Annotated in this window: 26 protein-coding genes and 1 tRNA gene; 14 read left to right on the top strand and 13 right to left on the bottom strand. The window is 67.7% G+C overall.

The features are described from left to right. The first annotated feature begins 62 nt into the window (after positions 1–62). The 6 genes from ileS (at position 63) to ABC347_RS13900 (ending at position 7,318) form a co-directional block, all read left to right on the top strand. On the top strand, positions 63–3,017 hold the full coding sequence (gene ileS / locus ABC347_RS13925) for an isoleucine--tRNA ligase (RefSeq protein WP_413246316.1): 2,955 nt from the start codon (positions 63–65) through the stop codon (positions 3,015–3,017). Beyond that, entirely contained in the window at positions 3,014–3,523 is a 510-nt protein-coding gene (gene lspA / locus ABC347_RS13920) for a signal peptidase II (protein WP_413246315.1), read from the top strand. The genes ileS and lspA overlap by 4 nt, the downstream gene beginning before the upstream one ends. Then, the gene (locus tag ABC347_RS13915; protein WP_413246314.1) at positions 3,516–3,932 is read left to right on the top strand and encodes a DUF3035 domain-containing protein; all 417 of its coding nucleotides are present in this window, start codon (positions 3,516–3,518) and stop codon (positions 3,930–3,932) included. The genes lspA and ABC347_RS13915 overlap by 8 nt, the downstream gene beginning before the upstream one ends. A gap of 142 nt (positions 3,933–4,074) precedes the next feature. Beyond that, positions 4,075–4,995 carry an ABC transporter permease gene (locus ABC347_RS13910; RefSeq protein WP_413246313.1) on the top strand — a complete coding sequence of 307 codons (921 nt, stop codon included), beginning with the start codon at positions 4,075–4,077 and terminating at the stop codon, positions 4,993–4,995. Continuing rightward, complete coding sequence (locus ABC347_RS13905; RefSeq protein WP_413246312.1) at positions 4,992–5,774, top strand: ABC transporter permease; 783 nt, start codon at positions 4,992–4,994, stop codon at positions 5,772–5,774. The genes ABC347_RS13910 and ABC347_RS13905 overlap by 4 nt, the downstream gene beginning before the upstream one ends. Next, positions 5,771–7,318 carry an ATP-binding cassette domain-containing protein gene (locus tag ABC347_RS13900; protein ID WP_413246311.1) on the top strand — a complete coding sequence of 516 codons (1,548 nt, stop codon included), beginning with the start codon at positions 5,771–5,773 and terminating at the stop codon, positions 7,316–7,318. The genes ABC347_RS13905 and ABC347_RS13900 overlap by 4 nt, the downstream gene beginning before the upstream one ends. Here the strand turns inward: ABC347_RS13900 and ABC347_RS13895 are convergent. The 3 genes from ABC347_RS13895 to sseA are packed head-to-tail and all read right to left on the bottom strand — an operon-like array spanning position 7,263 to position 9,715. Continuing rightward, entirely contained in the window at positions 7,263–7,643 is a 381-nt protein-coding gene (locus ABC347_RS13895; protein ID WP_413246310.1) for a hypothetical protein, read from the bottom strand. The two genes, ABC347_RS13900 and ABC347_RS13895, sit on opposite strands and share 56 nt — an antisense overlap. A 51-nt stretch (positions 7,644–7,694) precedes the next feature. After that, positions 7,695–8,918 (bottom strand): cystathionine beta-lyase, encoded by a 1,224-nt coding sequence (gene metC / locus ABC347_RS13890; protein ID WP_413246309.1) that lies wholly within the window; start codon positions 8,916–8,918, stop codon positions 7,695–7,697. Further along, positions 8,873–9,715, bottom strand: coding sequence for a 3-mercaptopyruvate sulfurtransferase (gene sseA / locus ABC347_RS13885; RefSeq protein ID WP_413246308.1), 843 nt, complete (start codon positions 9,713–9,715; stop codon positions 8,873–8,875). The genes metC and sseA overlap by 46 nt, the downstream gene beginning before the upstream one ends. Before the next feature lie 89 nt (positions 9,716–9,804). Here sseA and queF point away from each other — a divergent pair, with 89 nt between their 5' ends. Together queF and ABC347_RS13875 are read left to right on the top strand one after the other, a co-directional pair. Beyond that, positions 9,805–10,251 (top strand): preQ(1) synthase, encoded by a 447-nt coding sequence (gene queF / locus ABC347_RS13880; protein WP_413246307.1) that lies wholly within the window; start codon positions 9,805–9,807, stop codon positions 10,249–10,251. 120 nt (positions 10,252–10,371) lie between these two features. Further along, the gene (locus tag ABC347_RS13875) at positions 10,372–11,061 is read left to right on the top strand and encodes a PEPxxWA-CTERM sorting domain-containing protein (protein ID WP_413246306.1); all 690 of its coding nucleotides are present in this window, start codon (positions 10,372–10,374) and stop codon (positions 11,059–11,061) included. A 292-nt stretch (positions 11,062–11,353) separates the two neighbouring features. On the opposite strand, the gene ABC347_RS13870 is transcribed toward ABC347_RS13875, so the two are convergent. The 7 genes from ABC347_RS13870 to hflK all read right to left on the bottom strand — a co-directional run bounded on the left by ABC347_RS13870 (position 11,354) and on the right by hflK (position 20,799). Next, entirely contained in the window at positions 11,354–12,880 is a 1,527-nt protein-coding gene (locus ABC347_RS13870) for a S10 family peptidase (protein ID WP_413246305.1), read from the bottom strand. An 89-nt stretch (positions 12,881–12,969) separates the two neighbouring features. Then, a complete protein-coding gene (locus ABC347_RS13865; RefSeq protein ID WP_413246304.1) occupies positions 12,970–13,950 on the bottom strand; it encodes an isopenicillin N synthase family dioxygenase in 981 nt (326 codons plus the stop codon). Beyond that, positions 13,947–15,248 (bottom strand): phenylacetate--CoA ligase family protein, encoded by a 1,302-nt coding sequence (locus tag ABC347_RS13860; protein ID WP_413246303.1) that lies wholly within the window; start codon positions 15,246–15,248, stop codon positions 13,947–13,949. The genes ABC347_RS13865 and ABC347_RS13860 overlap by 4 nt, the downstream gene beginning before the upstream one ends. Before the next feature lie 56 nt (positions 15,249–15,304). Further along, the gene (locus tag ABC347_RS13855; RefSeq protein WP_413246302.1) at positions 15,305–16,987 is read right to left on the bottom strand and encodes a helicase HerA-like domain-containing protein; all 1,683 of its coding nucleotides are present in this window, start codon (positions 16,985–16,987) and stop codon (positions 15,305–15,307) included. Positions 16,988–17,075: 88 nt separating this feature from the next. Next, on the bottom strand, positions 17,076–18,653 hold the full coding sequence (locus ABC347_RS13850; RefSeq protein WP_413246301.1) for a Do family serine endopeptidase: 1,578 nt from the start codon (positions 18,651–18,653) through the stop codon (positions 17,076–17,078). A 101-nt stretch (positions 18,654–18,754) separates the two neighbouring features. After that, the gene (gene hflC / locus ABC347_RS13845; protein ID WP_413246300.1) at positions 18,755–19,624 is read right to left on the bottom strand and encodes a protease modulator HflC; all 870 of its coding nucleotides are present in this window, start codon (positions 19,622–19,624) and stop codon (positions 18,755–18,757) included. Beyond that, the gene (gene hflK / locus ABC347_RS13840; RefSeq protein WP_413246299.1) at positions 19,621–20,799 is read right to left on the bottom strand and encodes an FtsH protease activity modulator HflK; all 1,179 of its coding nucleotides are present in this window, start codon (positions 20,797–20,799) and stop codon (positions 19,621–19,623) included. Before hflK ends, hflC begins: the two co-directional genes overlap by 4 nt. Positions 20,800–20,872: 73 nt before the next feature. Here hflK and ABC347_RS13835 point away from each other — a divergent pair, with 73 nt between their 5' ends. Together ABC347_RS13835 and ABC347_RS13830 are read left to right on the top strand one after the other, a co-directional pair. Next, positions 20,873–21,874, top strand: coding sequence for an Mrp/NBP35 family ATP-binding protein (locus ABC347_RS13835; RefSeq protein WP_413246298.1), 1,002 nt, complete (start codon positions 20,873–20,875; stop codon positions 21,872–21,874). Between the two features lie 23 nt (positions 21,875–21,897). Continuing rightward, positions 21,898–22,329, top strand: a complete 432-nt coding sequence (locus ABC347_RS13830; protein ID WP_413246297.1) for a CoA-binding protein — start codon at positions 21,898–21,900, stop codon at positions 22,327–22,329. Between the two features lie 10 nt (positions 22,330–22,339). On the opposite strand, the gene ABC347_RS13825 is transcribed toward ABC347_RS13830, so the two are convergent. The 3 genes from ABC347_RS13825 to ABC347_RS13815 all read right to left on the bottom strand — a co-directional run bounded on the left by ABC347_RS13825 (position 22,340) and on the right by ABC347_RS13815 (position 23,858). Next, positions 22,340–22,588, bottom strand: coding sequence for a DUF3253 domain-containing protein (locus ABC347_RS13825; protein WP_413246296.1), 249 nt, complete (start codon positions 22,586–22,588; stop codon positions 22,340–22,342). Between the two features lie 48 nt (positions 22,589–22,636). Beyond that, positions 22,637–22,711: transfer RNA gene (locus ABC347_RS13820), tRNA-Gln, on the bottom strand. Positions 22,712–22,760: 49 nt separating this feature from the next. Then, positions 22,761–23,858, bottom strand: a complete 1,098-nt coding sequence (locus ABC347_RS13815; protein WP_413246295.1) for a branched-chain amino acid aminotransferase — start codon at positions 23,856–23,858, stop codon at positions 22,761–22,763. A 66-nt stretch (positions 23,859–23,924) separates the two neighbouring features. On the opposite strand from ABC347_RS13815, the gene ABC347_RS13810 reads away from it, so the two are divergent. Genes ABC347_RS13810 through ABC347_RS13795 form a run of 4 tightly spaced genes read left to right on the top strand, consistent with a single transcriptional unit; the run spans position 23,925 to position 26,707 of the window. Continuing rightward, positions 23,925–24,389, top strand: coding sequence for a MarR family winged helix-turn-helix transcriptional regulator (locus tag ABC347_RS13810; protein WP_413246294.1), 465 nt, complete (start codon positions 23,925–23,927; stop codon positions 24,387–24,389). Positions 24,390–24,397: 8 nt separating this feature from the next. After that, positions 24,398–24,877, top strand: coding sequence for a glutathione peroxidase (locus tag ABC347_RS13805; protein ID WP_413246293.1), 480 nt, complete (start codon positions 24,398–24,400; stop codon positions 24,875–24,877). Positions 24,878–24,926: 49 nt separating this feature from the next. After that, positions 24,927–25,820: a pirin family protein gene (locus ABC347_RS13800; RefSeq protein WP_413246292.1), complete on the top strand. Its 894-nt coding sequence runs from the start codon at positions 24,927–24,929 to the stop codon at positions 25,818–25,820. Next, positions 25,817–26,707, top strand: coding sequence for an alpha/beta fold hydrolase (locus ABC347_RS13795; RefSeq protein ID WP_413246291.1), 891 nt, complete (start codon positions 25,817–25,819; stop codon positions 26,705–26,707). Before ABC347_RS13800 ends, ABC347_RS13795 begins: the two co-directional genes overlap by 4 nt. The last annotated feature ends 58 nt before the right edge of the window (positions 26,708–26,765 follow it).

Below are 26,765 nucleotides of genomic sequence, written 5' to 3'. Positions count from 1 at the left end.
GCGTCGATGTGGCGACGCGATGCTTTGAGTGTGGAGGAACACGCGCTAAGGCCGCGCTCGACATGACCGATACCACCCCGCCCGAAGCGCAGCAGGATTGGCGCCAGACCGTCTTCCTGCCGAAGACCGATTTTCCGATGAAGGCGGGGCTTGCCGCCAAGGAGCCCGCGATCCTCGGTCGCTGGGCGGACGAACAGCTTTATCGGCAGATCCGCGAAGCCCGCGCCGGTCGCGACCGCTTCATCCTCCACGATGGCCCACCCTACGCCAATGGCGACATCCACATGGGCCATGCGATGAACAAGGTGCTCAAGGACATCGTCGTCCGCAGCCAGACGCTGCTGGGCAGGGATGCGCCCTATGTGCCGGGCTGGGATTGCCACGGCCTGCCGATCGAATGGAAGGTGGAGGAAAGCTACCGCCAGAAGAAGCGCAGCAAGGACGAGGTGCCGGTCGACCAGTTCCGCGCCGAATGCCGCGCCTATGCCGAGAAGTGGGTCGCGATCCAGCGTCCCCAGTTCGAACGACTGGGCGTGATGGGCGATTGGGACGATCCCTATCTGACAATGAAGTTCGAAGCCGAGGCGGCGATCGTCGGCGAGCTGCTGCAGTTCGCCGAGAGCGGCCAGCTGTATCGCGGCGCCAAGCCGGTGATGTGGAGCCCGGTCGAGAAGACCGCGCTGGCGGAGGCCGAGGTCGAGTATGAGGATATCGTCTCGACCCAGATCGACGTGGCGTTCGAGATCGTGGAAGCCCCGAACGCCCCCGAACTGGTCGGCGCATACGCGGTGATTTGGACGACGACGCCGTGGACGATCCCGGTGAACCAGGCTCTGGCTTACGGGCCGGAGGTTGAGTACGCGCTCGTCGAAGGAAGCCATGGTCGCGAGCTGACGGACGCGTCGTTTGCCAACGCGGACGCTGTAGCAAACAAAAGGCTGCTCGTTGCGCGACCTCTTTTAGAAGCGTTGGCCAAACGCGTCGGCGTGTCCAGCTGGAGCGAGTTCGGCGCTTGGAAGGGCACTGATCTCGCCGGAGCGACTGCCCGCCACCCGATCTACAACTTCCTTCGTCATCCCGGCGAAAGCCGGGATCCCGCTTCTTCTTCGACGACGCACGACGGCAGCGGGCCCCCGGATCAAGGCCGGGGTGACGGGGTGGATGAGGCCACGCTCGCCTTCTTCGCCAAGCCGCGCCCGTTCCTGCCCGGCGATTTCGTCACCACCGATGCCGGCACCGGGCTCGTCCATATGGCGCCCGATCATGGCGAGGATGATTTCGAGCTGTGCAAGGCGCATGGGCTGGATCCGGTGTTCGCGGTCGAGGGCGACGGGAAATATCGTGCAGACTGGGCATGGCTGGGCGGGCAGGGCTCAGTCATCAACCCCAAGTTCAACGCGCCAGACGGGCCGATCTGCGCCGATCTGCGCGCGGCGGGCGCGCTGCTGGCGGCGAGCGCGGATTACAGCCACAGCTATCCGCATAGCTGGCGCTCCAAGGCGAAGGTGATCTTCCGCGCGACCCCGCAATGGTTCATTCCGATGGACCGCGCGGCCGGCGACGACGCCACGCTTCGCCAGACCGCGCTCGCCGCGATCGACGACACGCGCTGGGTGCCGTCCAAATCGCGCAACCGCATCCAGGCGATGGTGGAAGGCCGGCCCGACTGGGTGATCTCGCGCCAGCGCGCCTGGGGTGTGCCGATCGCACTCTACGTGAACCGCAGGACCGGCGATTATCTGCGCGATCCTCAAGTCAACGCACGCATCGTGGCGGCGTTCGAGGCGGGCGGCGCGGATGCGTGGTTCACCGCCGATCATCAGGCGATCCTGGGCGCGGACCATGCGCTGGCCGATTTCGAGCCCGTCAACGACATCCTCGACGTCTGGTTCGACAGCGGATCGACCCACGCCTTCGTGGTCGAGGCGCGCTACGGCAAGGGCGTGCGCGCGAACCTGTACCTTGAAGGATCGGACCAGCATCGCGGCTGGTTCCAGTCCTCGCTGCTGGAAAGCTGCGGCACCCGCGGCCGCGCGCCCTATGATGCGGTGCTGACCCACGGCTTCGCGCTCGACGGGCAGGGCCGCAAGATGTCGAAATCGATCGGCAACGTCGTCGATCCACTGAAGATCATCGGCGAAAGTGGGGCCGACATCCTGCGGCTGTGGGTCGCCTCGACCGATTATTTCGAGGATGTCCGCATCGGCAAGGAGGTGCTGGCCACCACGTCGGACGCGTATCGCAAGCTGCGCAACAGCTTCCGCTACCTGCTCGGCGCGCTGGACGGGTTCGGCGAGGACGAGCGGATCGGCGTGGACGAGATGCCCGAGCTCGAGCGCTACATGCTGCACCGGCTGGCGACGCTCGATGCCACGCTGCGCGCCGCGACCGAGGCGTTCGAATTCACCCGCTATGCCCGCGCGCTGACCGATTTCTGCCAGGACGATCTGTCCGCCTTCTTCTTCGATATCCGGAAAGACAGCCTCTATTGCGACGCGCCTGCCGATCCGAAGCGGCGCGCCTATCGCACGGTACTGGACGTGCTGTTCCACACGCTTGTCCGCTATGCCGCGCCGATCCTGTGCTTCACCGCGGAGGAAGTGTGGGGAACGCGCTATCCGGATCGCGGATCGGTGCACCTGCTGGAATGGCCCGAAGTGGACGCCGACTGGATCGATACCGCGCTGGCCGATCGCTGGGCCGCGCTCCGATCACTCCGCGAGCTCGTGACGCGCGAGATCGAGCCCAAACGCCGCGCGAAGGAGATCGGATCGAGCCTGGAGGCAGTCGTCACGCTGGGCTTCCCCGATGTCGGCGATCGCCCGCTGGCGACCAGCGCGGAGCTGGCCGAACTGTTCATCGTCGCCGATGTCGGCCAGGAAACGGTGTCCCACGGCCCGGTCGCGATCGTGCACGTCACCGATCACCATAAATGCGGCCGCTGCTGGCGCCACCTGCCCGAGGTGAAGCAGGACGGCGACCTGTGCGATCGCTGCGCAAGCGTCGTCGCGGCATGATCGCGCGCAATCATCGTGCGCTCGGCCTGTCGGTCGCAGCACTGGTGTTCCTGGCCGATCAGGTGACGAAGTGGATCATCGTGTCGGTCGTGCGCCTGCAGGAGATCGGCACGCGCGAGATCCTGCCCATCTTCGAGCTGAAGTGGGTCGAGAATCGCGGCGTATCGATGGGTTTCCTGACCGCCGACACCAATTTCGCGCGCTGGCTGCTGGTGGCGATGACGGCCGCAATCGCGATCGGCGTGCTGATCTGGATGTGGCGCGAAAAGGCGCGCGCCGATGTCATGGCACTCGGGCTGGTGCTGGGCGGTGCGCTCGGCAACATTCTCGATCGGGCGCGGTTCGGCTATGTCGTCGATTTCGCCAACCTGCACTTCGGCAGCTGGAGCCCGTTTTTGGTCTTCAATGTCGCCGATGCGGCGATTACCATCGGGGTCCTGCTGCTGGTGCTGCGCGCCTTGCTGGCGCGCGACAGGCCCGATCTATCGGAGAATGTGAATGCGTAAGGGTTTGACCGCACTGGGCTTGATCGGCGCCGTAGCGCTGCTGGGCGGCTGCACGAGCGGCAGCGGCATATTCGGCCGATCGGGGCCGGACGAATTCCAGGTCGCGCGCCGCGCACCGCTGGTGATCCCGCCCGATTTCGCGCTGACCCCGCCGAAGCCGGGTGCCCCCCGCCCGCAGGAAGCCGACTCGAGCGGCCAGGCTCTGCAGGCACTGTTCGGCGGCCCGGCGCAGCGCAGCGCGGGCGAGGCGGCGATCGTCGGCCAGGCCGGCCGCGTGGGCGAGCCCGGCGTGCGGTCCGATGTCGCCAGCACCGACAATACCGTCGTCGACAAGGGATCGACCACGCGAGAGATACTGGCCGCCCCCGAAGGCGCTGGCCAGGACGCGCAGGCATCGGTCCCGCAATAAGCGGCAAGGCACTCTCCGGCACGGGGAGGGAGGTCAAGCGCAGCTTGGTGGAGGGGGACATCCACAAGCGCAATGCCCGGGGCACACCCCCTCCACCACGGCGACGCCGCGGTCCCCCTCCCCGTGCCGGGGAGGATATTGAGTGATCGCCCTCCTCCTCCGCCGGCTGTTCACGGCGATCCCCACCTTGCTCGCGGTGATCCTGCTGAGCTTCATGCTGATGCGGATCGCCCCGGGCGGGCCATTCGATGGTGAACGGCCGCTCGATCCCGCCACGCGCGATGCGCTGATCCGCGCCTATGGGCTCGATCTGCCGTTGCCCGCACAGATGCTGCGCTATCTCGGGCGGCTCGCGCACGGCGATTTCGGGCCGAGCCTGGTCTATCGTGATTTCACCGTCACCGATCTGGTGGCACAGGGGTTGCCGGTCTCGCTGACACTGGGGGCACTGGCGCTGATCGTGGCGCTGGCGATCGGTATCGGCGCGGGTCTGTGGTCGGCCGCGCGCGCCGGCGGCACCGTCGATCATGCGATCATGGCGGCGGCGACGCTGGCGACCGCGCTGCCCAGCTTCGTCACCGGGCCGCTGCTGGCGCTGATCTTTGCGCTATGGCTGGGCTGGTTGCCCGTGTCGGGCTGGGGCGATGGTGCGCCGGCCAATCTGGTGCTGCCGGTTCTGGCGCTGGCGCTGCCAGTGGTGGGCGCGATCGCCAAGCTGACGCGCGCAGGGCTCGCCACCGCGCTGGCGCAGGATCATGTCCGCACCGCGCGCGCGCGCGGCCTACCGCCGATCCGCGTGCTGGCGCGGCACGCGCTGCGGCCGGCGCTGGTGCCGGTCGCCAGCTATCTCGGGCCGGCAGCTGCCGGGCTGCTGACCGGCGCGGTGGTGATCGAAACGGTGTTCGCGCTGCCCGGGCTGGGCCGCTATTTCGTCCAGGGCGCGCTCAACCGGGACTATCCGCTCGTGCTGGGGGTGGTCACGCTCTACGCGGGGCTGATCATCCTGTTCAACCTGGCTGCCGACCTGCTCTATGGCTGGCTCGATCCGCGGATGCGGGCGTGAGGGGGGCGCTCGCCGTCCTCGGGCTGCTCATCGTTGCCGCCCTTATCGGCCCGCTGCTGACGCCGTGGAGCCACGATGCGATCGACTGGGGGGCGATCCGCGCACCCGCGCTGTCGCCCGGCCATCCCCTCGGCACTGACAGCGTGGGCCGCGATCTGCTGGCGCGCACCTTGGTCGGCATGCGCGTCACGATCGGCGTGGCGCTGGCGGCGGCGCTGGTGGCGCTGCTGATCGGCACCGCCTGGGGGGCGGTCGCCGGCTGGCGCGGCGGCCGCGTGGACGAGGCGATGATGCGTGTCGTCGATGCGCTCTATGCGCTGCCCTTCATGTTCGTCGTCATCCTGCTGATGGTGCTGTTCGGGCGGTCGATCCTGCTCGTCTTCATCGGCATCGGCGCGGTCGAATGGCTGACGATGGCGCGCGTGGTCCGTGGCCAAGTGATGGGCTTGCGGACCCGGCCCTTCATCCTGGCGGCCGAAGCGGCAGGCGTGCCGGCCGCCGCAATCGTCACGCGCCACGTCCTGCCCAACATCGCCGGTGTCGCGCTGGCCTATCTGCTACTGACGGTGCCGCAGGTGGTGATGGTGGAAAGCTTCCTCTCCTTCCTGGGGCTGGGCGTGCAGGAACCGCTGACCTCGCTGGGCATCCTGGTGAAGGAAGGCGCGGACGACATGGATATCGCGCCCGCCGCGCTGCTGCTGCCGGGCGGCGTGCTGGTGGCGCTGCTCGTGAGCCTGACGGTAGCGGGCGAGCGGCTGCGCGACCGGCTGGCGCGATGACCATCTATCGCGCGGATGCGCTGCGCGTCTCGATCGCCGGCCGCACGGTGGTGCACGGCCTGGATTTCGAAGTCGGCCACGGCGAATGCGTGGCGCTGGTCGGCGCCTCGGGATCGGGCAAGTCGCAGACCGTGCTGGCACCGTTCGGGCTGGCTGCCGGGATCGCGCACGGATCGGCCCGGTTCGGCGACGTCGAACTGGTGGGCCTGCCCGAGCGATCCTTGCGTGCGATCCGCGCTCGCGCCGGCTTCGTGTTCCAGCAGCCGCTGACAGCGCTGACCCCGCATCTGACGATCGGGCGCCAGCTGGCCGAAGCCTGGCGGCAGACCGGCGCGCCGCGGCCTGACCGTTCGGCGCTGGCGGCGACGCTGGATCGCGTCGGCATCGAGCGACCGGACGAGCGGCTTGACCAATTTCCCCACCGCCTGTCGGGCGGCCAGCGCCAGCGGGTGATGATCGCCGCCGCGATCGCGCATCGCCCCGCGCTGCTGGTGGCGGATGAGCCGACCACTGCACTCGATGCGCCGCTGCGGGCGGGGATCCTCGATCTCCTCGCCCGGCTGCGGGCCGAAGAGGGGATGGCGATGATCCTGGTCAGCCATGATCTGGTCGCAGTGGCGCGCCACGCCGATCAGGTGATCGTGCTCGACCAGGGCCGCATGGTCGAACAGGGGCCGGCCGACGCAGTGATGCGCCGGCCCACGGCGGACTACACCCGCGCGCTGGTGGCGGCATCGCCACAGCTGTCGGATCCTGCCCCACCGCTGCCCGAACCCGGCGCGCCGCTCCTGGCCGCGAGCGGCATCGATGTGTCGTTCGCGCGACCCGGATGGCGGCGGGGACGGATCGCTGCGGTGGCGGATGCCGCGCTGTCGGTATCCGCCGGCCAGGGATTGGCGATCATCGGCGGCTCGGGATCGGGCAAATCCACGCTGGCGCGCGCGCTGGCGCGGATCGGTCCGCGCGATGCAGGCGCATTGTCCTGGAGCGGGCATGCCATCCCCACCACGGGCGCCGTGGCGCCCGCCGTACGTCGGCTGGTGCAGCCCGTGTTCCAGGATCCGCTCGCCAGCCTCGATCCGCACTGGCGCGTGGCCCGGATCGTGGCCGAGCCGCTGGCCCGGCTGCGGCCGGACCTGCCGGCCGCGAAGCGCGGCGCAGCAGTCCTGGCCGCGCTCGCCGAAGTGGGGCTGGATGCCGATTTCGCAGATCGGCTGCCGGCGACCTTATCCGGCGGCCAGGCGCAGCGCGTGGCGATCGCGCGGGCGCTGGTCGCTGATCCCGCGCTGATCCTGCTCGACGAGGCGACGTCCGCGCTGGACGTGCTGGTCGCCGGCCGGGTGCTCGACCTGATCGGCGATCTGCAGCGGCGGCGCGGGCTGGCCCTGCTGTTCATCACTCATGATCTCGCCGTCGCGCGCCGGCTATGCCATCGGATCGCAGTGATGGATCAGGGCCGGATCGTGGAGACCGGGCCGATCGATGCGGTCATCGCCGCTCCACAGCATCCGGTGACGGCGCGGCTGGTGGCGGCGAGTCACTGAGATCGGCTTCCGCGCGGGGCGCGAACACGCGGGTGTAACGCGCCGCCAGCCATAGGACCGTGGGCGCCAGCATCGTGTTCCAGATGTCTCGAACCGTGCCGCCCTCGCCAATCGAACGCGATCCCGGCGCATAGTTCGACAGGTCGATCGCCTCGTTCGCCAGTTCGATCAGCAGCACCACGAGCCATGGCCAGGGCGAGGAGACCGGCCTGCGCAGGACCAGCGCTGCGGCCAGCAGCACCAGGATGCCGGCATGGACATGCAGTGCATCCTGAGCGAGCCCCGTCGCCATCGAGATTTCATACTTGATGTGCAGCCAGTTCATCGCCGCGCGCTAGCCGCTCGCTGCGGTGCACGCAAAGCGATTTGCGCGAGCTCAGGCCAGCGCGGCGAAGCGCGCGAGACCGGCTTCGAGATCGGCGATCAGATCCTCTGGATCCTCCAGCCCGATATGGAGCCGCACCGCCGGCCCCTCGGCCTGCCAGCGCATCGCGGTCCGCAGGCCCTGCGGATCGACTGGCAGCGCCAGGCTTTCATAACCGCCCCAGGAAAAGCCGATCCCGAAATGTTCGAGCCCGTCGATTAGCGCGCTGCGGGCCGCGTCGTCGCCGCCGTTCAGCACGATCGTGAACAGACCCGATGCGCCGGTGAAGTCGCGCTGGTACAGGTCGTGGCCCGGGCAGCCCGGCAGCGCGGGATGGAGCACGCGCGCCACTTCGGGCCGATCCTGCAGCCAGCGCGCCACCGCCAGCCCATTCTCGCCATGCGCCTTCAGACGCACGCCCAGCGTGCGCAGCCCTCGACTTGCGAGGAAGGCGTCGTCGGGCGCGACATGCTGGCCGAGCGATTGCGCGGCCTTCCGGATCGTCTCGAAGATGCCGGGCCGCGCGGTCGCCGATCCCAGCATCGCATCCGAATGGCCGACGATATATTTGGTGCACGCCAGGATCGACACGTCGCAATGCGCGATCGCGGGGAACAGCAGCGGCGTCGCCCAGCTATTATCGATCAGCGACACGATGCCGCGCTCGCGCGCCGCCGCGGCGATGGCGGGCACATCCTGCACCTCGAAGGTCAGGCTGCCGGGGCTCTCCATAAACACCGCACGGGTCCTCTCGCCGAACAGCGTGGCGATGCCGGCCCCCGCCATCGGATCATAGAAGCGGGTGACGATGCCAAGCGGCTTCAGGATGTTGCGGCAGAAGGCGCGAGTCGGTTCATAGGCGCTGTCGACCATCAGCAGCTCGTCACCCGGCCTGAGGATCGCGAGCAGCGCGCCCGCCACCGCCGCCACGCCCGACGGGTAGAGCACCGTGCCCGCGGCCCCCGGCTCGAGCGCGGTCAGCGCATCCGCCAGCGACCACTGGGTGGGGGTGCCGCGACGGCCGTAATAAAGCCGCTCATCGGCATTGGCAGAGGCATCGCGCAGGTCGGTGACGCTGTCGAACAGGATGGTCGAAGCGCGCCAGACCGGCGGGTTGACGATACCCCGCGTCCATTCGGGCCGCCGCCCCGCTTCCACCAGCCGGGTCGCGGGGCGGGCGGGCCTGTCGCTCACGCCCGGCCGGTTTCCTTGGGGGTCGACGGATCCGCCCCCCATTCGGCCCAGCTGCCGTCGTACAGCGCGACATCCTTCTTGCCGAGCAATTGCGCTCCGAACAGCAGCACCGCGGCGGTGACTCCCGACCCGCAGGTGGTGACGAGCGGCTTGGCGAGATCGACGCCGGCTTCCTCGAAGGCCGCCTTCAGCGCATCGCCGCGCTTCCAGCTGCCATCGGCCTCGAACAGCCGATCATAGGGCAGGTTCACCGATCCGGGGATGTGGCCCGGGGTCACGCCTTCGCGCGGCTCCGGTTCCTCACCGGCAAAGCGAGTGGCCGAGCGGGCATCGACCAGCTGTTCGTGACCAAATTCCAGGTTGCGCTTCACCTGATCCAGCGTGCGCACGCTGGCATCGTCCTTCCACACGGTGAAGTGGCGGTGGCGCAGCTTTTCCTTGCCGGTCGCCAGATCGCGCCCTTCCGCCTTCCACTTGGCCAGCCCGCCATCCAGGATCGCAACATCGTGCGCGCCGAACAGCCGCAGCATCCACCAGGCCCGCGCCGAGGTATGGTGCGGCGAGCCATCGTACAGCACGATCCGGCTGCCATCGCCCAGGCCCAGCGCCTGCATGCGGCTGGCGAACTTCTCCGCCGGTGGAAGCATACCGGGCACGGGGTTGTTGCTGTCGACCAGCTCGCCCAGATCCATGAACACCGCGCCCGGGATATGGCCGGCCTCGTAATCGGCGGCAGCCGATCGATCGGGCTCGGTCGCATACCAGGTGGCATCCACGATGCGCAGGTCGTTCGCGCCGAGCTCGGCGGCCAGCCACTCGGTCGACACCAGTGAATCCATGCGTCCTGCTCCCCTATCGGTTGCCGCAGACCTAGACGCTGCCACGCCCCGGTTCAATCACGCGAACGCTTGGGCTAAGGACCGGGCCCATGAACCCAATCCATCTCGGGCAGGCCAGCGCGCTGCCCGCATCCCCCGAAGCCGCCGTGCTGGATTATGTGCCCAATCCACGCATCGCCAGCCTGTATCTGGTGCGGTTCGCCGCGCCCGAATTCACGTCGCTCTGCCCAGTTACCGGCCAGCCCGATTTCGCGCATCTGGTGATCGACTATGCGCCCGGCGAGACGATCGTCGAATCGAAGTCGCTGAAGCTGTTCCTGGGCAGCTTTCGCAACCATGCCGGCTTCCACGAGGATGTGACGGTCGGCATCGGGCAGCGTTTGTTCGACGAAATGCGGCCGCGCTGGCTGCGGATCGGCGGCTACTGGTATCCGCGCGGCGGAATCCCGATCGATGTGTTCTGGCAGAACGACGCGCCGCCTGCGGGACTATGGGTACCGGATCAAGGCGTTGCCGGATACCGCGGGCGGGGCTAAAGCGACGAGAAGCTCGTTCCGGGACAGTATCGAGCGTGAATCGGCCTCATGCTGTTCTTCGTCGTTCCGCAATTGCGAAGAAAGCGGTATGATACGAGTCGAATCCAAGGGAGATTCGACATGGGCAAGATCTTCGCAAGCGCAGCAATGGTAGTGGCGATGAGCTTCGCCGCAGTCCCGGCCAGCGCAGCCGTGGTCGATTTCAATAGCTTCGCGGGCGTGGTCGTCGCGCCGTCTGTCACCACGCAGGGTTATACCTTCGCGGCGGGCTTCGGCGATCTCGCGATCAAGCCGGCCCTGTTCAACTGCACCGGCACCTGCGCGGGCAACGGCACTGCCAACCTGATCTACGGCGCGCCGCTCGGCACGATCCCGTTCAGCATCCCGCCGTTGACGCTGACCGCACCGACGCCGTTCCGGCTGAGCTCTTTCGATTATGCCGAATTCATCATCGACCCCTCCGTCAACGCGACCCAGTTGCTGGTGGTCGGCAATCTCGTCGGCGGCGGTTCGCTGAGCCGGCTGTTCGCGCTCGACGGGCTGATCGATGGCGATGGCGGCGCGATCACCGATTTCCAGACCGCGACGCTCGATGCGCTGTTCGCAGGTTCGGCGCTGACGAGCGTGACCTTCTCCGGTTTCGACGCGGCGTTCGCGCCCAAGGGCTTCGCGCTCGACAATCTGTCGCTCTCGCTGGTGTCCGCGCCGGCCGTGCCCGAGCCGGCCGCCTGGGCACTAATGATCGGTGGTTTCGGCCTGGTCGGCGGAGCGATGCGCCGCCGCATGCGCCGGTTCGCGCTCACTGCCTGATCCGAACCCTGCCTCGCGCGGCCGTGGGGGTCGCGCGGGGCCGGCAACCGCCCCGATCAAGGTAATGGGATCGCTCGAAAGCAGCGAAAGCAGCGCTTGTGCACCGATCCGCGGCATCGTGCGGCGACCGACGTGACGAGCGGTACGCGCGCCTTACCTTTCGATAAACAGTGGAAAGAGCCGATCTGGTTATATCCCCGATCGGCCCCTGTAGGACAGCGATTTCATCATGCCGGACTGTTCGCCGCTATCGACCGCCCCGGACATCGCCCCCGGAGCAGCCGATCGGCAATCAGCGCGCGCGGATGAACCCGCGGACATCGCTCGACAATTTGCGCAGATCATCCTCGCGCACATACATCATGTGCCCGGCATGATAATAATGCCATTGGATGCGCCCGTCGTTCGGAATGCCGGTGCGGTTGAGCGAATATTCCGCACCGAAGAAGGGCGTGGCGAAATCATAATAGCCCTGTCCGACGAAGATCCGCAGGCCGCTATTTTCGCGCATCGCCTTGCCCAGATAGGGCGCAACATTGAGATAACCCGATCCGCCACGTGGGCCGCCGCCGATCTGCCAATCCCAATCCCGCACCCCGCCGATCGATGAATAGACCGTGTCGGGCGAATATTTCAGCGTCTCGCGCGCATAGGCATTCATGGTGGCGGTATAGGCACCGTCGATCGCATAGAAGCTGGGATCATTGTCGGGCTCCTCGCCCGCACTGTCATAATCCTTGCCCAGATAGCGCGTGTCGAGCCGCCCTATGGTCTGGCCGCGATCGCGCAGCAGCTCCTTGTAGAACCGCCCCGGTGACAGCCGCAGATCGGCGCGGTCCAGATATTGCTCGGAAACGCCGGTATAGCGCGACAGCAGCGGCCGCACCTGCGCGCGCTCTTCCGCGGTGATCGAATTGCCCTTCAACAGCGCACTGGCATAGGGGCCGATCGCGAAGGCGCGAGCCTCGTTCACGAACTGCTCCACCGTGGCGGGGCGATCGGCGACCTTGTTGTGATACCAGGCGGTGGCCGCCATCGACGGCAGATTGGTAACATAGCCGAGCTCGTTGCCCGGCACGTCGGCCGCCTGGCTGAAATCCAGAATTGCGGAGATCAGGATGATGCCGTTGATCGCGACATCGGTGTAGGTGCCTTCGAGCTCGTTGATCACCGCGGCGGAACGGGTGGTGCCGTAGCTTTCGCCGCCGATGAACTTCGGCGCGTTCCAGCGGCCATGTTCGTTCAGCCACAGCCGGATGAATTGCGCCATCGACTTGGCGTCCTTGGTGACGCCCCAGAAGTCCTTGGGATCGGTCTTGCCGAGCGCCTTCGAGAAACCGGTGCCGACCGGATCGATGAACACCAGATCAGTGACGTCGAGCAGCGATTCGGGATTGTCTACCAGCGGATAGGGCGGCGCGCCGTCGTCGCGCGCATCCGACGGGATGACGACGCGCTTCGGCCCGAACGCGCCCATGTGCAGCCACAGCGACCCCGAACCCGGCCCGCCGTTCCACAGGAACGTGACCGGGCGGCGCGGATCGACCGGGCCTTCCTTGATATAGCTGTACGACGTGATCGATGCGGTCGGCGTGCCGTCCTTGTCCTTCAGATAGGTTTCGCCCGCGATCGCGCGATAGGCGATCCGGGTGCCGCCGAAGGTGCCGGTCTGCCGCGTGATCGATACGGTGGGCGGCGGGATGTCCTTGGCGGCTTCCTTCTTGGCGTCGGCCGCCTTCGCATCGGACGCGTCCTGAGCGATCGCCGGGGCGGTGAACGCCAGCATCGTGGCTGCCAGCAGCATGGAACGCTTGGACATTTGACCCCCTTTGCAACCAGGCTTCCCGCTGGCACGACTGCCCCGGGCGACGGGCCGGCTTCGACCAACCGCCGGCCGGCTTCGACCAATCACACCAGTTTGATCTCGCGCAGCCGCTGCCAGAGATAGTCGTGCGCGGTGATCGGATCGGGATAGCGGTTCGGATGATCCGCATCGATCGTCCCGGGCAGCGTCTCGATCGCGTAGTCCGGGCGGAAATGGAGGAAGAAGGGCATCGAATAGCGCGAGATGCCGCGCCGTTCGGGCGGCGGGTTCATCACCCGGTGGGTCGTCGATTTCAGGCGGTGGTTGGTCAGCCGCTGCAGCATGTCGCCGATATTCACCACCAGCGCGCCTTCGGACACCGCGATCGGCAGCCAGCGGCCATCGGCCAGCTTCAGCTGCAGCCCGGCCTCTTCCGCGCCCAGCAGCAGCGTGATCGTGTTGATATCCTCGTGCGCGCCGGCGCGGATGCCGGGCGCGTCCGGGTCCACCGGCGGGTAATGCAGCAGGCGCAGCACCGAATTGCCGTCGCGCACCGTATCGACAAAGAAATCGGGATCGAGATCGAGATAGCGCGCGATCGCGGACAGGATGCGCAGGCCGGCCGCATCCAGCGCATCGAACAGCGCCAGCTCGGCCTCTCGAAACTCGGCCAGCTCGGCCGGCCACAGATTGGGTTGCATGAAGCGTTCGAAATCATGGCCGGCCGGCAGCTCGCGCCCGACATGCCAGAATTCCTTGAGATCGGATTTGGTCGCGTCCTTCGCGGTCTCGATCCCGAACGGGGTATAGCCGCGCGCGCCGCCGGTGCCGGGCACATGATAGGCACGCTTGGTTTCTTCCGGCAGCGCGAAGAAGGCGCGCGCCGCCCTGTCCGCCCGCGCGATCACCTCCGCCGGCACGCCGTGATCGCGCACCACCGCGAAGCCATAGATTTCGAACGATTGGCCCAGCGCCTGCGCGAACCCGTCCGGATCGCGGGCGTCGTCGGCCAGCGAAAGCGAGGCGATCTGCTGGTCGGTGGCAATCTCGTCGGCGGCAATCTCGGTGGAGGCGGGGGTGCTCATGTCAGGGTCCGATTGATGAATTCCTCGAACTTGCCGTTGGGGCCGGGTTCGAGCCTGCGGTCCGAATAAGAGAAATCGATCGCGAAGGGAAATCCCAGCCCGCGCACGATTTCGGCGCGCAGCCGGTCCTCCGCCGCGTCGTCGAGTGGCGCTTCCACCACCAGCGTCACCGCCATCCGGTCCGCCGCCACCTGTTCGTAGCGATACTGGATCACGCCGCCGACATCGCGATGGCGGATGCGGCCGAGATAAGGCCAGCCGCGGCTGCCATCGGGGTAGCTCATCAGGTTGCGCTCGCGCCCGGCTATCCGGACAAGCGTGGGCAGGCCGCGCCCGCACGGGCAGGGCGGGCCGGGTTCGGCATGATCGCCGATCTCGTAGCGAATCATCGGCGTGGCATAGTTGCGCAGGTCGGTCAGCAGAAGCCGGCCGGTGCGCCCCGGGGGCGTGGGGCCGCCATCGTCATCGACCACTTCGACCAGCATCGTCTCCGCCATCACATGATAGAGGCCACTTTCCGGGCATTGCAGCGCGACATAGCCCATTTCCTCGGACGAATAGGTGTCCGCGATCGGCGCGCCGAGCCAGCGCAGACAGCGGGCGCGCAGATCTGGCGAGACGACCGCGCCGACGGTTCGCACATCGGCGATTCCACCGATCCGCTCGCCCAGCGCCTCAAGCCGATCGATCAGCCCCGCCAGCCCGGCAGGATAGGCCAGCATCGTGGTCGGCGCGAAATCGCGCAGTAGATCGAGCTGGGTATCGATCGGCAGGGTGTTGCGCACCGCGATGGCCGGGCCGGTGCGGTGGAACAGTGCGGCCGGCAGCCCCCAGTCCCGCATCCTGCGCGGCGCTTCGACCCGCGCGCGGAACGCAGCGAAGCGGCCCGCGAAGTCACGCCGGTTCCAGCGATGATCGCGCATCGTGACGGCCAGCCAGTCGACCTGGTTGAGCGCGGTGCGCAGGATGCGGACGGGTTCACCAGTAGAGCCGGACGTGCTGCGCGGGCTGGTCGCGCCATGGCCGGCGGGGGGCGTCGAGAACAGATCAGTCGCGGTCTGGATCTGTCTACGGCTGAGCGGCGGCAGCTTTGCCAGGCCATCAGGCGTGCCGAGATCGGCGGGAGACAGGCCCACCCCCGCCAGCCGCCGCGCGAAGTGGGGCGAATGCGCGGCATGATGTGCGACCAGCGCGCGCAGCAATGCGAACTGACCGGCATGGATCTGCGCGAGCGACATCGCCTCCGATCGCTCGAGCGTGCGCATCCGCGCCGCGACCTGGCTGCGAAGGTCGGTCATTCTTCAGCCGTCATGCTGAACCTGTCTCAGCATCACCCATGCGAGAGGCTGGGAGGTCACCGCCCCCGGAAGATTCCGCCAAGGATACCACGCACCAACTGGCCGGCGATCCCACCTGACGAGGACCGCTTCGATCCGCCGAAGATCTGGCGGCTGACCTCGTTGGCCACGGTGCGGCCGATCGTGGACGATGCGGCGCGGGTGGCGGACTGGACCGCGCGATCCATCGCCGTGGGCTTGGCCGCCTCGCGTTCGGCAGCGATCCTGGCGCGTTCCTCGGCTTTGGCCTGCGCGGCGGCAGCGCGCGCGGCTTCCTTTTCGGCGGCGATCCGCGCCTTTTCATCGAGCGCAGCCTGTTTCGCGGCCAGCTTCGCTTCCTCGGCCTGGCGCTGGGCGACTTCGGCCTGGGCCTGCGCGGCGGCAGCGGCATCACGCTCCTGGCCGGCGCGCGCGGCGAGCAGTTCTTCGGCCGATTCGCGGTCGATCGTCTCGTCATATTTGCCCGCAACCGGCGAGAGCGACTGGATGATCGCGCGCTCCTTAGGCGTAAGCGGGCCGAGCCGCGAGCCGGGCGGCGCGATCAGCGTGCGTTCGACCGGCGATGGCGCACCATCGGGCTGCAGCAGCGAGACCAGCGCCTCGCCCACTTTCAATTCGGTGATCACGGTCGCCACATCCACGCCCGGGTTGGCGCGGAACGTCTCCGCGGCGGACTTCACCGCCTTCTGGTCGCGCGGGGTGAAGGCGCGCAGCGCATGTTGCACGCGGTTGCCCAGCTGGCCGGCGACATCTTCGGGGATATCGATGGGATTCTGGGTGATGAAATAGACGCCGACACCCTTCGATCGGATGAGCCGCACGACCTGTTCGACCTTGTCGAGCAGCGCGGGCGGCGCCTCGTCGAACAACAGATGGGCCTCGTCAAAGAAGAAGACGAGCTTCGGCTTTTCCGGATCGCCGACTTCTGGAAGCGTCTCGAACAGCTCGCTCAACAGCCATAGCAGGAAAGTGGCGTAGAGCTTGGGGCTCGCCATCAGCTTGTCCGCCGCCAGGATGTTCACCTGGCCGCGGCCGGTCTCGTCGACAGCCATGAAGTCGGCAATGTCGAGCGCGGGCTCGCCGAAGAACCGGTCACCGCCCTGCGCCTCCAGCTGCAGCAGCTGGCGCTGGATCGAGCCGACCGACTGGCGGGTGACGTTGCCGTAGCGCGCAGTCAGTTCGGCGGCATGCTCCGCGACATGGACCAGCATCGCCTGGAGATCGCCAAGGTCAAGCAGCAGCAGCCCTTCCTCGTCCGCGAGCCGGAACACGATCTGGAGGACGCCTTCCTGCACCTCGTTCAGGCCCATCAGCCGGGCCAGCAGCAGCGGCCCCATTTCCGAGATGGTGGTGCGAATGGGATGGCCCTGATCGCCGAACAGATCCCAGAACACGGCCGGCGTATCGGCATAGGCCCAGCCGGTATCGCCGATTTCCGCCGCGCGCGCGGCCAGCTTCTCGTGCATCGGGCTGGTCGGCGATCCCGCCATCGCGAGCCCAGCCAGATCGCCCTTCACGTCGGCCACGAACACCGGCACGCCGCGCCTGGAGAATTGCTCGGCGATGCCCTGCAGCGTCACCGTCTTGCCGGTGCCGGTGGCGCCCGCGATCAAACCGTGGCGGTTGGCACGCCTGAGATTCAGATACTGCGGCTGGCCACCGCCGACGCCGATAAAGAGGCCCTGATCGTCGTCCGCCATGCCGGTCCCTCCGCTTTTCGCAAGCCTAGGGGGTACGGGCCGAACGGGCAATTCCTCCCCCAGCGATCACCGGGGGAGGATCGGCGCATCAGGGCCGCTTGATGCCGACGCCCACATAGCGCGCCGGCGTACTGCCGCGCTGGACCAGCAGGAGCACGCTTTCGCGCCGCGCTGCGCGCGCCGCATCGACCGCGGCGATCACGTCCTGGATGGTGGCAACGCTGCGCTGGTTGATTGAGAGAATCACGTCACCGCGCTGCAGCCCCTGCGTCGCCGCATCGGACGACGGATCGACCGACGAGACCACCACGCCCTTGACGCCGGCGCCTAGGCTCAGCTGGCGCGCGATCTCGGGCGTCAGCGTCTGCAGGCTGAGCCCGATCGAAGCGCGCGTCGACGCCTGGGCGTTGGGCGCCGGCGTGGTCGCACCGTCATTCTCGTCCTGGTTCAACCCGTCGCCATCGGCGGCAGCCAGCTGGTCCTCGGGCGGACGCTCGCCGACGACCGCAGTCACCGTCTGGCGCTTGCCGTCGCGGATCAGTTCGATCGGCACGCGGCTGCCGACCGGCGTGTTGGCCACGATATAGCTGAGCGTCGAATCGGGCGTGACCGCCTGATTGTTGATCTTCACGATCACATCGCCCTGGCGGATGCCCGCCCGCGCCGCGGCGTAGCCCGGCTCGACGCGACTGACGATCTCGCCGACATTCTTGGGCAGGCCGAGCGACCCGGCGATCGCATCGTCGATCTGCTGGATGCCGACACCGAGATAGCCGCGCTGCACGCGACCGCCGCGACGCAGCGCATCGATCACCGGCTTGGCTTCCTCGGCTGGAATCGCGAAGCCGATGCCGACATTGCCGCCGGTGGGCGAGAAGATGGCCGTGTTGATGCCGATCACATTGCCGTTGAGATCGAACATCGGGCCGCCCGAATTGCCCTGGTTGATCGAGGCGTCGGTCTGCAGATAGCGATCATAGGCGCCGCCGAGGCCGATGTTGCGGTGGAGCGCGGAGATGATCCCCGCCGTCACCGTGCCACCCAGACCGAACGGATTGCCGATCGCGACGACCCAATCGCCGACGCGGGTCCGTGTGGAGTCACCGAATTCGACGAACGGCAGGTTCTTGGCCTCGATCTTCAGCACGGCCAGATCGGACGCGACATCGCGGCCGACGACGCGCGCGGTATATTCCTTGCGATCGGGCAGTGTGACCGTGATCTGGCTGACCACCGCATTGGCCTGCGCGCCGCCCGGGCCGCGACCTGGACCACCCGAGATCACATGATTGTTGGTGACGACATAGCCGTCGGCCGAGATGATGAAGCCCGAGCCTAGCGACGTCGCCTCACGTGTGACCGGCTGGCCATCGGGCTGGGTGCCGCCACCGCCGAAGCGCCGGAACAGATCCTCGAACGGAGAACCCGCGAACGGATTCTGCTGGCTGACCTGGATGCGCTGCGTGGTCGAGATGTTGACGACCGCGGGCTGCAGCTTGGCCGCCATGTCGGCGAAGCTCATCGGCGCGTTGGGGCGCGGCGTGGCGGAGGCGATCGAGCCCGGTGCGTTCTGGGCGACCTGCGCGCCTAGCGGCTGCTGGAGCGTCAGGGTTGCCGTCGCACCGCCGGCAAGCAGGGCAGCAGTAATGGCATAGGCGTAACGCACTGGTCGAATCCTCCTGGATTATCGCGCCCGGCCAGACCCCAGCGGGCGTCGCCACGCTGTCGTCGCCCGGCTGAACGGCGATTGAATGGATGGCGGCGCGATCAATTTCGCCGCCCCTGGAATTGCCGAAGATATTCGTTGCTGGGCGACAGGATCATCGAAGACGCGCCGCTGGCATCATTGTTGTTGACGCCGAACGTGATCCGATAGGACTGCATCGCCCGGTAGAAATCATAGAAGTCCGGATCCTTGCCGAACGCCGCGGCATAGACGTTGGCAGCGTTCGCATCCGCTTCCGCCCGGATGATCTGCGCCTGCTGCGCGCCCTGGGCCCGGATCGTCAGCGCTTCCTGCTCGCGCGCGGTGCGCATCCGCTGGAATGCGCTTTCCAGCGGGGTGCCATCCGGAAGGTCGGCGCGCTTGATGCGCACATCGACGATTTCCGCACCATATTGGCGGGCGACGCGGTTCAGCCGTTCCTGGATATTGTCCATCACCTGGCTACGCTCGGGGCTTAGCAGCACGTCGAAACGCTGGCGGCCAAGCTCGTTGCGGAGCGCGGATCCCAGGATGGGCTTGAGGGCGTCGGACACGCGCCGCTCGCTGCCGGCGCGGATATACATGCGCAGCGGATCGACGATCCGGTAACGGGCGAAGGCATCAACCTCCAGCCGCAGCTGATCGGTCGACAGCACCGACTGGCGCGCCATGTCGAAATCGAGCACGCGCTTGTCGACCCAGACGATCTGTTCAATGAACGGAATCCGCGCGATCAGCCCGGCCCCGGTGCGGCCGAATTCCTCGTTCGCCTTGTAGCCATTGTAGATGCGGTTCGGCTGGCCGACCCGCAGGATCAGCGCCTGCTTGGTTTCCGGCACCACCGCGATCACGGTGGAGATCAGCAGCAACAGCACCAGCGCGGCGAATGCCCAGACCAGCGGGCCGCGCCCGAAGCGATCGATCGCGTTCATCGGCCGGCCTCCGTGGCGGGCGCGGCTGGCGTCGGCGCCGGCGCGGCGCGCGGACGGATCTGGTTCAGCGGCAGATAAGGGGTCACGCCCGGCGCCTCGACCACGGTCTTGTCGGTCCTGGCCAGCACTTCCTCCATCGTCTCGTAATACATGCGTCGCCGCGTCACGTCGGGCGCCAGGCGATACTGCTCATAGACCTTGTCGAAGGCGGCCGCTTCGCCCTGCGCCTTGGCGCTCAGCTGCTGGGCATAGGCGCGGGCCTGGTTGATGAAGGTCTGCGCAGTCTGCTGTGCGGCGGAGACCGACTTGAACGCATCGTTCACCGCTTGCGGCGGATCGGCCTGCTTGATCGCGACGCCCTGGATGGTGACGCCGGCGCGATAGCCATCCAGGATCGATTGCGCACGCTGGCTGACGCGCGCCTCGATCTGGCTGCGCTGCGGGCCGATCGCATCGTCGAGCGACACGGCCGAGATCTCCGCCCGCATCGCGCTTTCGGCGACTTCGCGGATCGTGTCGTCCGGATCCGCGAGCTCGAACTGGTAGAGTTCGGGATCGCGGATGTTCCAGCGCACCGAGTAGGCGAGGTCGATGATGTTCTGATCGCCGGTCAGCATCAGGTTCTGCGAATTCTCGCTGGTCGATCCGATGTCGATGGTGCGGATATCGTCGACGTCCACCTTGGTGACTGCCGACAGCGGCGCAGGCAGGGTCAGGCCGATGCCCGGGCCAAGCGTGCGCGAGTAGCTGCCGAGCAGGGTGACGACGCCACGCTGCTGCGGGCCGATCTGGTGCACGCTGGTGGTGACGAGCCAAAGCGCCACAAATGCAATCACGCCCCACAGCCACAGTGGCTTGCCGCCGATCGTGGGGAGCCCGGCGCCACCGCCGCCGCCACTGCCGCCGAACTTGCCGCGGCCGCGACGCAGCAGCTCGTCCAGCGCGCTCGGTCCTTGCGGGCCCCGGCCACCGCCGCCCGGACGCTTGCGCGGCGGCTGGCTCCACGGGTTGCGTGGGCCGAGCCCGCCGCCATCGCCGTCACCGCCGCCCGAGCCGCCACCCTGGCCGCCGGATCCGCCCGAACCCCCGGAGCCGCCGCCCCATGGGCCGCCGCCGCCGCCTGCCTCGTTCAACAAGCTCTCTCCCAAGGCCCGCGGCCCGCTCCGGTCGTTCATGGAACCATTATAGGAGGCGGTTCCGATAAAAACAGTGCTGCCTTGGCCGATCGCCATCGCTTATGGCGGCAGCATGACAGACACCGCCACGCTGCTCGCCGCGCTCGATCGCGTCATCGATCCGATCGGCGGACACGGCCTCGCCACCACCGGCCGTGCCGCCGCGCCGCGCTTCGCCGACGGCACGGTAAGCGTGATTCTGGACGTGACCGGGCTGTCGGCGGGCGCGCGTACCAGCCTGGAGACGGAGATCCAGGCTGCGCTCGGGGCGGTGCCTGGCGTGACCGCGGTCCGGGTGGCGATGACCGCGGAAAAGCGCGGTCGCACCATCATTGCGGTCGGATCGGGCAAGGGCGGGGTCGGCAAGTCGACCGTTTCCGCCAATCTGGCAGTCGCGCTGGCGCGGCTCGGAGTGAAGGTAGGGCTGATCGACGCCGATATCTACGGCCCGTCGCAGCCGCGGTTGCTGTCAGCCGAGGGCGTGCGACCGACCGCGAAGGACCAGAAGCTGGAACCGGTGCCGACCCGCTTCGGCGTGCCGATGCTGTCGATGGGGCAGCTGGTGGCGCCCGGCCAGGCGATCGCGTGGCGCGGCCCGATGGCCGGCAATGCGCTGGGCCAGTTGGTCGATGCCGAATGGGGCAATGCGCGCGTGCTGATCGTGGATCTGCCACCCGGCACCGGCGATGTGCAGCTGACCATGATCGCCAAGCACAAGCCCGCCGGCGCGGTGATCGTCTCCACCCCGCAGGATCTGGCGCTGATCGACGCCACCCGCGCGATCGACCTGTTCAACCAGGCCGGCGTGCCGATCATCGGGCTGGTCGAGAATATGGCCGGCTACCAATGCCCGCATTGCGGCGAGATCAGCGATCCGTTCGGCCAGGGCGGCGCGGAGGCGGCGGCGCGGACGATGGAGATCCCGTTCCTGGGCCGGATCCCGCTAGAGATTGCGATCCGCACCGCATCCGATGCGGGCGATCCGCCGGCGGCGGGCGAAGAACCCGAAGCCGCGCATTTCCTGGCGCTGGCCGAAAAGGTGAAGGCCTGGCTGAACCCGGCGCCGACATTCTAGTTCAAGCAGGAAAGGAGACGCGCATGCCCCTGACCTCCGATGACGAGATCGCCGCGCTGCTGGCGGAAACCCGGACGATCGCGATGATCGGCGCATCCGACCGGCCCGACCGGCCGAGCTATGGTGTGATGCGGTTCCTGGTTGATCATGGCTACCGGGTGCTGCCGGTGAACCCGCCGATCACCGGCGAGCATGTCCATGGCGAATATGTCTGGCGCGAGCTTGCCCAGATCGGCGAGCCGATCGACATGGTCGACATCTTCCGCCGCCCGCAAGCTGCGGGCGAGGCGGTGGACGAGGCGATCGCCGCCGGCGCCAAGTCGGTCTGGCTGCAGCTGGGCGTCATCAACGCGGAAGCCGCCGCCCGTGCCGAGGCCGCCGGGCTTAAAGTGGTGATGGACCGCTGCCCCGTGATCGAGATCCGTCGCCTTGGGCTGGCAAAAGTGGCGGACTAGCCCGCTCAGATCAGAATGCGTTCTTCTGATCGCCGGAACGGGCGATCCGGTACGGGCCCGACCGCGTTGCCAGCGGTCGTCCCTTCCAGCTCAGCCGCACCAATCCGTCGGCGACCAAGCCGTCGATGGCGGCATGGACGGCGGGCATCGCGCCGCGCCAGTCCGGCGCGATCATGCGCGCCACTTCGCTCGGGCAGATCGTCGCATCCGGTGCGCGGCGCGCGAGCATGGACAGCGTTTCGGCCCTCGGGTCGGTCATCGGACGAACGTCGGCCCCGCACGCCAACCGGTCAAGCCGCGATGTGGCTGGCTGGGGCGGCAGGATTCGAACCTGCGAATGGCGGCACCAAAAGCCGCTGCCTTACCACTTGGCGACGCCCCAACGCGTCGGCGCTTATAGCCGTGCGATCCGGCGTGGGAAGCCCGTGCGATCAATCCAGCGGGTGGAGCCAGCCGTGCGGATCGGGTGCCTCGCCACGCTGGATCGCGACCAGATCGGCGCGCAGTCGCGCCGCGACCGGGCCGGGGACGCCACCGCCCACGGTAAACGCGCCGTCGCCGCCGCGGACCTGGCCGATCGAGGTGATCACTGCCGCGGTGCCGCAGGCGAACGCTTCCGCCAGTCGGCCGCTTTCCGAATCGGCGCGCCATTGATCGAGCGCATAGGGCTCCTCGCGCACCGTCAGCCCCAGCGCGCGGGCGCGGGTAATCAGCGAATCGCGCGTGATGCCGGGCAGGATCGTTCCGCCCAGCGGCGGCGTGACGAGGCTGCCGTCCGCCATCACGAAGAAGATGTTCATGCCACCCAGTTCCTCGACATAGCGGCGCTCGACCGCATCGAGGAACACCACCTGATCGCAGCCCTCGGCAATCGCTTCGGACTGGGCGCGCAGGCTGGCGGCATAGTTGCCGCCGCACTTGGCTGCCCCGGTGCCGCCGGGCGCGGCCCGGGTATAATCGCGGCTGACCCAGAGGCTGACGGCGCGTGGGCCGCCCTTGAAGTAGTTGGCGACCGACGAGGCGATCACCGCAAAGACATATTCCGACGACGGCTTGACGCCCAGAAACACTTCGCTCGCGATCATGAACGGGCGCAGGTACAGGCTGCCGCCTTCGACCGTGGGGATCCAGTCGCGATCGATCCGCACCAGCCGCTCGATCGATTCGATGAACAGTGCCTCCGGCAGCGGCACCATCGCCATCCGCTCCGCCGATTGGCGGAAGCGGCGCGCATTCGCCTGCGGGCGGAACAGCGTGGTGCCGCCATCGGCAGTCCGATAGGCCTTCAGCCCTTCGAAGATCTCTTGCGCATAATGCAGCACCGAAGATGCGGGATCGAGCGTGAACGGCCGGCGCGGGCCGACCGTGGCATCGTGCCAGCCCTTGCCTTCCGCATAGCGGATCGTGACCATGTGATCGGTGAAGACGCGGCCGAAGCCGGGATCGGCCAGCCGCGCGTCGCGATCCGCGACAGCGGTCGGCGATCCGTGCGGCTCGTGCGCGAAATCCAGGCTGGTGGCGTCATCCATGTCCGCAAAGCTCCTCCGCCCGATCGCGCTTGCATCGCGATAGTGGGACAGGCATGATACGTCAACATGGCTGTCGTATCCGCTTCCCCGCTGTTCCTGCGCGAACCCGAGATCCGCAAGGGTGTGGAACTGCTCTATTTCGGCCACAGCCACCTGTATCGCGGGATCGACGAGGGGCTGGCGCAGCGCGGGCTGGGCCGGGCGCATCACCGCGCACTCTATTTCATCGCCCGCCAGCCCGATCTCAGCGTCTCCGCCCTGCTCGGCATCCTGGGCATCACCAAACAATCGCTGAGCCGCGTGCTGGGCGACCTGACTGCGCGCGAACTGGTCGAGACGCGACCGGGAACCGTGGATCGTCGGCAGCGGCTGCTGCGGCTGACGGCGGCTGGATCGGCGCTCGAGGCCGAACTGTTCGAAGCGCTGCGCGAAAAACTGTCCGCCGCCTATGCGGAAGCGGGGCAGGGTTCCGTGACCGGTTTCTGGCAGGTGCTGGAAGGGCTGATCCCGCGCGACCAGCGCGAGCGCTGAGGAGGCTGATGATGGCCCTGCCGGACCTGCAGATCGCGCTGAATGACGGCAGCACGCTGGCCACCCGCGATCTGGCCGGCAAGGTTCTGCTGATCGTCAACACCGCCAGCGAGTGCGGGTTCACACCGCAATATGAAGGGCTGCAGGCGCTACACCGCGAATATGCGGCGCGCGGGCTGATAGTGCTGGGCTTTCCCTGCAACCAGTTCGGCGCGCAGGAACCGGGCGATGCGGCCGAGATCGCCGATTTCTGCCGACTGACCTATGCAGTCGATTTCCCGATCGCCGCCAAGATCGACGTCAACGGCGCGGATGCCCATCCGCTGTTCCGCCATCTGAAGCGCGAGGCGAAGGGCTTGCTTGGCAGCCAGTCGATCAAGTGGAACTTCACCAAGTTCCTGGTCGATCGCGAGGGCGGCGTGGTGGCCCGGTTCGGGCCGACGACAAAGCCCGACGCGATCCGTCAGGCGATCGAGGCACTGCTCTGATCGGGCGTGGCACACTGCCAACGCCGCCGATCCGGGCTAGGAGGTAGGAATGAACGATCCGATCCTGCAGAGCATAACCCCCGTCAGCCACGATCTTGGCGGGTTCCAGGTCCACCGGACGCTGCCGTCGCGCCCACGCACGATGGTGGGGCCGTTCATCTTCTTCGACCAGATGGGCCCGGCCCGGCTGGAGGCCGGCACCGGGATCGACGTGCGGCCGCATCCGCACATCAATCTTTCGACCGTGACCTATCTGTTCGCCGGCGCGCTGGACCATCGCGATTCGCTGGGTAGCGTGCAGACGATCGAGCCCGGCGCGGTCAACCTGATGACGGCCGGCACCGGCATCGTCCATTCCGAGCGCAGCCCACTGGCCGAACGCCCGGGCGGGCCGATGCTGTCCGGCATCCAGACCTGGCTGGCGTTGCCCGACGGGCGCGAGGAGATCGAGCCCGCGTTCGAGCATGTGCCGCGTGATGCGCTGCCCATGGTGGAAAGCGCGGGCGCGCGGGCGCGGGTGATCATGGGGGATTTGTGGGGCGCGACCTCACCGGTGACTGCCCATGCGCCCACCATCTACGCCGATATCATGCTCGATGCCGGCGGTTCGGTGCCGATCGATGCCGAGGCCGACGAACGCGCGCTCTATGTCGCGGTCGGCGATGCCTCGCTTGATGGCATGCCGCTCGACCAGAAGACGCTCTACGTGCTGAAGCCGGGCTATGCCGGCGCGCTGCGCTCGGCACGGGGCGGGCGGGTGATGCTGGCGGGCGGTGGCGCCTTCGCCACGCCGCGCCACGTCTGGTGGAATTTCGTGTCGTCCTCCCGCGAGCGGATCACCCAGGCAAAGGAGGATTGGCGCGCAGGCCGCTTCGCCGCGGTGCCGGGCGACGACGAGCGCATTCCGCTGCCCGAGATACCCAAGACGGTGAGCTATCCGTGACGATCGAACGCCGCCGGATCGCCCTGGCGACAGGCGTCGCCCTGGATGTGACGCTGGCGGGCGATCATGGCGATCCGCTGATCTTCCTGCACGGCTTTCCAGAATCGGCGCGGACCTGGCGGCACCAGATCGCCGCCTTGGCGCCTGATCACCGGATCGCAGCACCGGATCAGCGCGGCTATGCCAGATCCGATAAGCCGGAGGGCATCGCGGCCTATGCGGTGGACGCCATCGTGGGCGATCTGCTGGCGCTGGCCGATACGCTCGGCTTTGATCGGTTCACGCTGATCGGGCATGACTGGGGCGGCGCGATGGCGTGGGCGGCGGCGCTGCGCCATCCGGATCGCATCGGCCGGCTGGCGATCGCCAATGCGCCCCACCCGCTGCTGTTCCAGCGTGCGCTGATCGACGATCCCGCACAGCGCGCGGCATCGCAATATATGCGCGCGTTCCGCGATCCGGGCATGGCCGGCCATATCCAGGCGATGGGATTGGAAGCCTTTTTCGACAAGAGCTTCGCGCCGCACATCGACCTGGATCGGCTGGGCGACGAGCGCGGAATCTATCTCGATCAATGGACGCAGCCGGGCGCGATCGAAGCGATGCTGAACTGGTATCGCGCGACCCCGATGCTGGTGCCGGCGACCGGCGAAACGGTGGCGCGCCCGGGTTGGATCGACCAACCCTTCCCGCGTTTGGCGATGCCGGTGCTGGTGATCTGGGGCATGCGCGACCGGGCGCTACTGTCGGCCCAACTGGACGGGCTGAACGCGCTGATCGACGATCTGACGATCGCGCGTGTGCCCGATGCCGGGCATTTCGTGCCATGGGAGGCACCCGATGCCGTGACGAGCGCGTTGCGCGCCTTCCTGAAACGGCCACACTGACCCGATCCAACCTACCACCGCCATAGTATTTCTGCAGGATATGGACGGTCGCGGCGTG

The organism is Sphingomonas canaveralia, from assembly GCF_047238125.1.
Classification (GTDB): Bacteria; Pseudomonadota; Alphaproteobacteria; order Sphingomonadales; family Sphingomonadaceae; genus JBDFMH01.
This window is presented reverse-complemented; position numbering and strand designations above follow the sequence as displayed.

Coding starts and splice junctions, on each gene's coding strand:
- ABC347_RS13865 (WP_413246304.1), bottom strand. CDS start 13,950: ATGAGCACCCCCGCCTCCACCGAGATTGCCGCCGACGAGATTGCCACC.
- ABC347_RS13860 (WP_413246303.1), bottom strand. CDS start 15,248: ATGACCGACCTTCGCAGCCAGGTCGCGGCGCGGATGCGCACGCTCGAG.
- ABC347_RS13800 (WP_413246292.1), top strand. CDS start 24,927: ATGAACGATCCGATCCTGCAGAGCATAACCCCCGTCAGCCACGATCTT.
- metC (WP_413246309.1), bottom strand. CDS start 8,918: ATGGGGGGCGGATCCGTCGACCCCCAAGGAAACCGGCCGGGCGTGAGC.
- ABC347_RS13900 (WP_413246311.1), top strand. CDS start 5,771: ATGACCATCTATCGCGCGGATGCGCTGCGCGTCTCGATCGCCGGCCGC.
- ABC347_RS13835 (WP_413246298.1), top strand. CDS start 20,873: ATGACAGACACCGCCACGCTGCTCGCCGCGCTCGATCGCGTCATCGAT.
- ABC347_RS13915 (WP_413246314.1), top strand. CDS start 3,516: ATGCGTAAGGGTTTGACCGCACTGGGCTTGATCGGCGCCGTAGCGCTG.
- queF (WP_413246307.1), top strand. CDS start 9,805: ATGAACCCAATCCATCTCGGGCAGGCCAGCGCGCTGCCCGCATCCCCC.
- ABC347_RS13825 (WP_413246296.1), bottom strand. CDS start 22,588: ATGACCGACCCGAGGGCCGAAACGCTGTCCATGCTCGCGCGCCGCGCA.
- sseA (WP_413246308.1), bottom strand. CDS start 9,715: ATGGATTCACTGGTGTCGACCGAGTGGCTGGCCGCCGAGCTCGGCGCG.
- ileS (WP_413246316.1), top strand. CDS start 63: ATGACCGATACCACCCCGCCCGAAGCGCAGCAGGATTGGCGCCAGACC.
- ABC347_RS13870 (WP_413246305.1), bottom strand. CDS start 12,880: ATGTCCAAGCGTTCCATGCTGCTGGCAGCCACGATGCTGGCGTTCACC.
- ABC347_RS13815 (WP_413246295.1), bottom strand. CDS start 23,858: ATGGATGACGCCACCAGCCTGGATTTCGCGCACGAGCCGCACGGATCG.
- hflK (WP_413246299.1), bottom strand. CDS start 20,799: ATGAACGACCGGAGCGGGCCGCGGGCCTTGGGAGAGAGCTTGTTGAAC.
- hflC (WP_413246300.1), bottom strand. CDS start 19,624: ATGAACGCGATCGATCGCTTCGGGCGCGGCCCGCTGGTCTGGGCATTC.
- lspA (WP_413246315.1), top strand. CDS start 3,014: ATGATCGCGCGCAATCATCGTGCGCTCGGCCTGTCGGTCGCAGCACTG.
- ABC347_RS13855 (WP_413246302.1), bottom strand. CDS start 16,987: ATGGCGGACGACGATCAGGGCCTCTTTATCGGCGTCGGCGGTGGCCAG.
- ABC347_RS13875 (WP_413246306.1), top strand. CDS start 10,372: ATGGGCAAGATCTTCGCAAGCGCAGCAATGGTAGTGGCGATGAGCTTC.
- ABC347_RS13805 (WP_413246293.1), top strand. CDS start 24,398: ATGATGGCCCTGCCGGACCTGCAGATCGCGCTGAATGACGGCAGCACG.
- ABC347_RS13895 (WP_413246310.1), bottom strand. CDS start 7,643: ATGAACTGGCTGCACATCAAGTATGAAATCTCGATGGCGACGGGGCTC.
- ABC347_RS13830 (WP_413246297.1), top strand. CDS start 21,898: ATGCCCCTGACCTCCGATGACGAGATCGCCGCGCTGCTGGCGGAAACC.
- ABC347_RS13810 (WP_413246294.1), top strand. CDS start 23,925: ATGGCTGTCGTATCCGCTTCCCCGCTGTTCCTGCGCGAACCCGAGATC.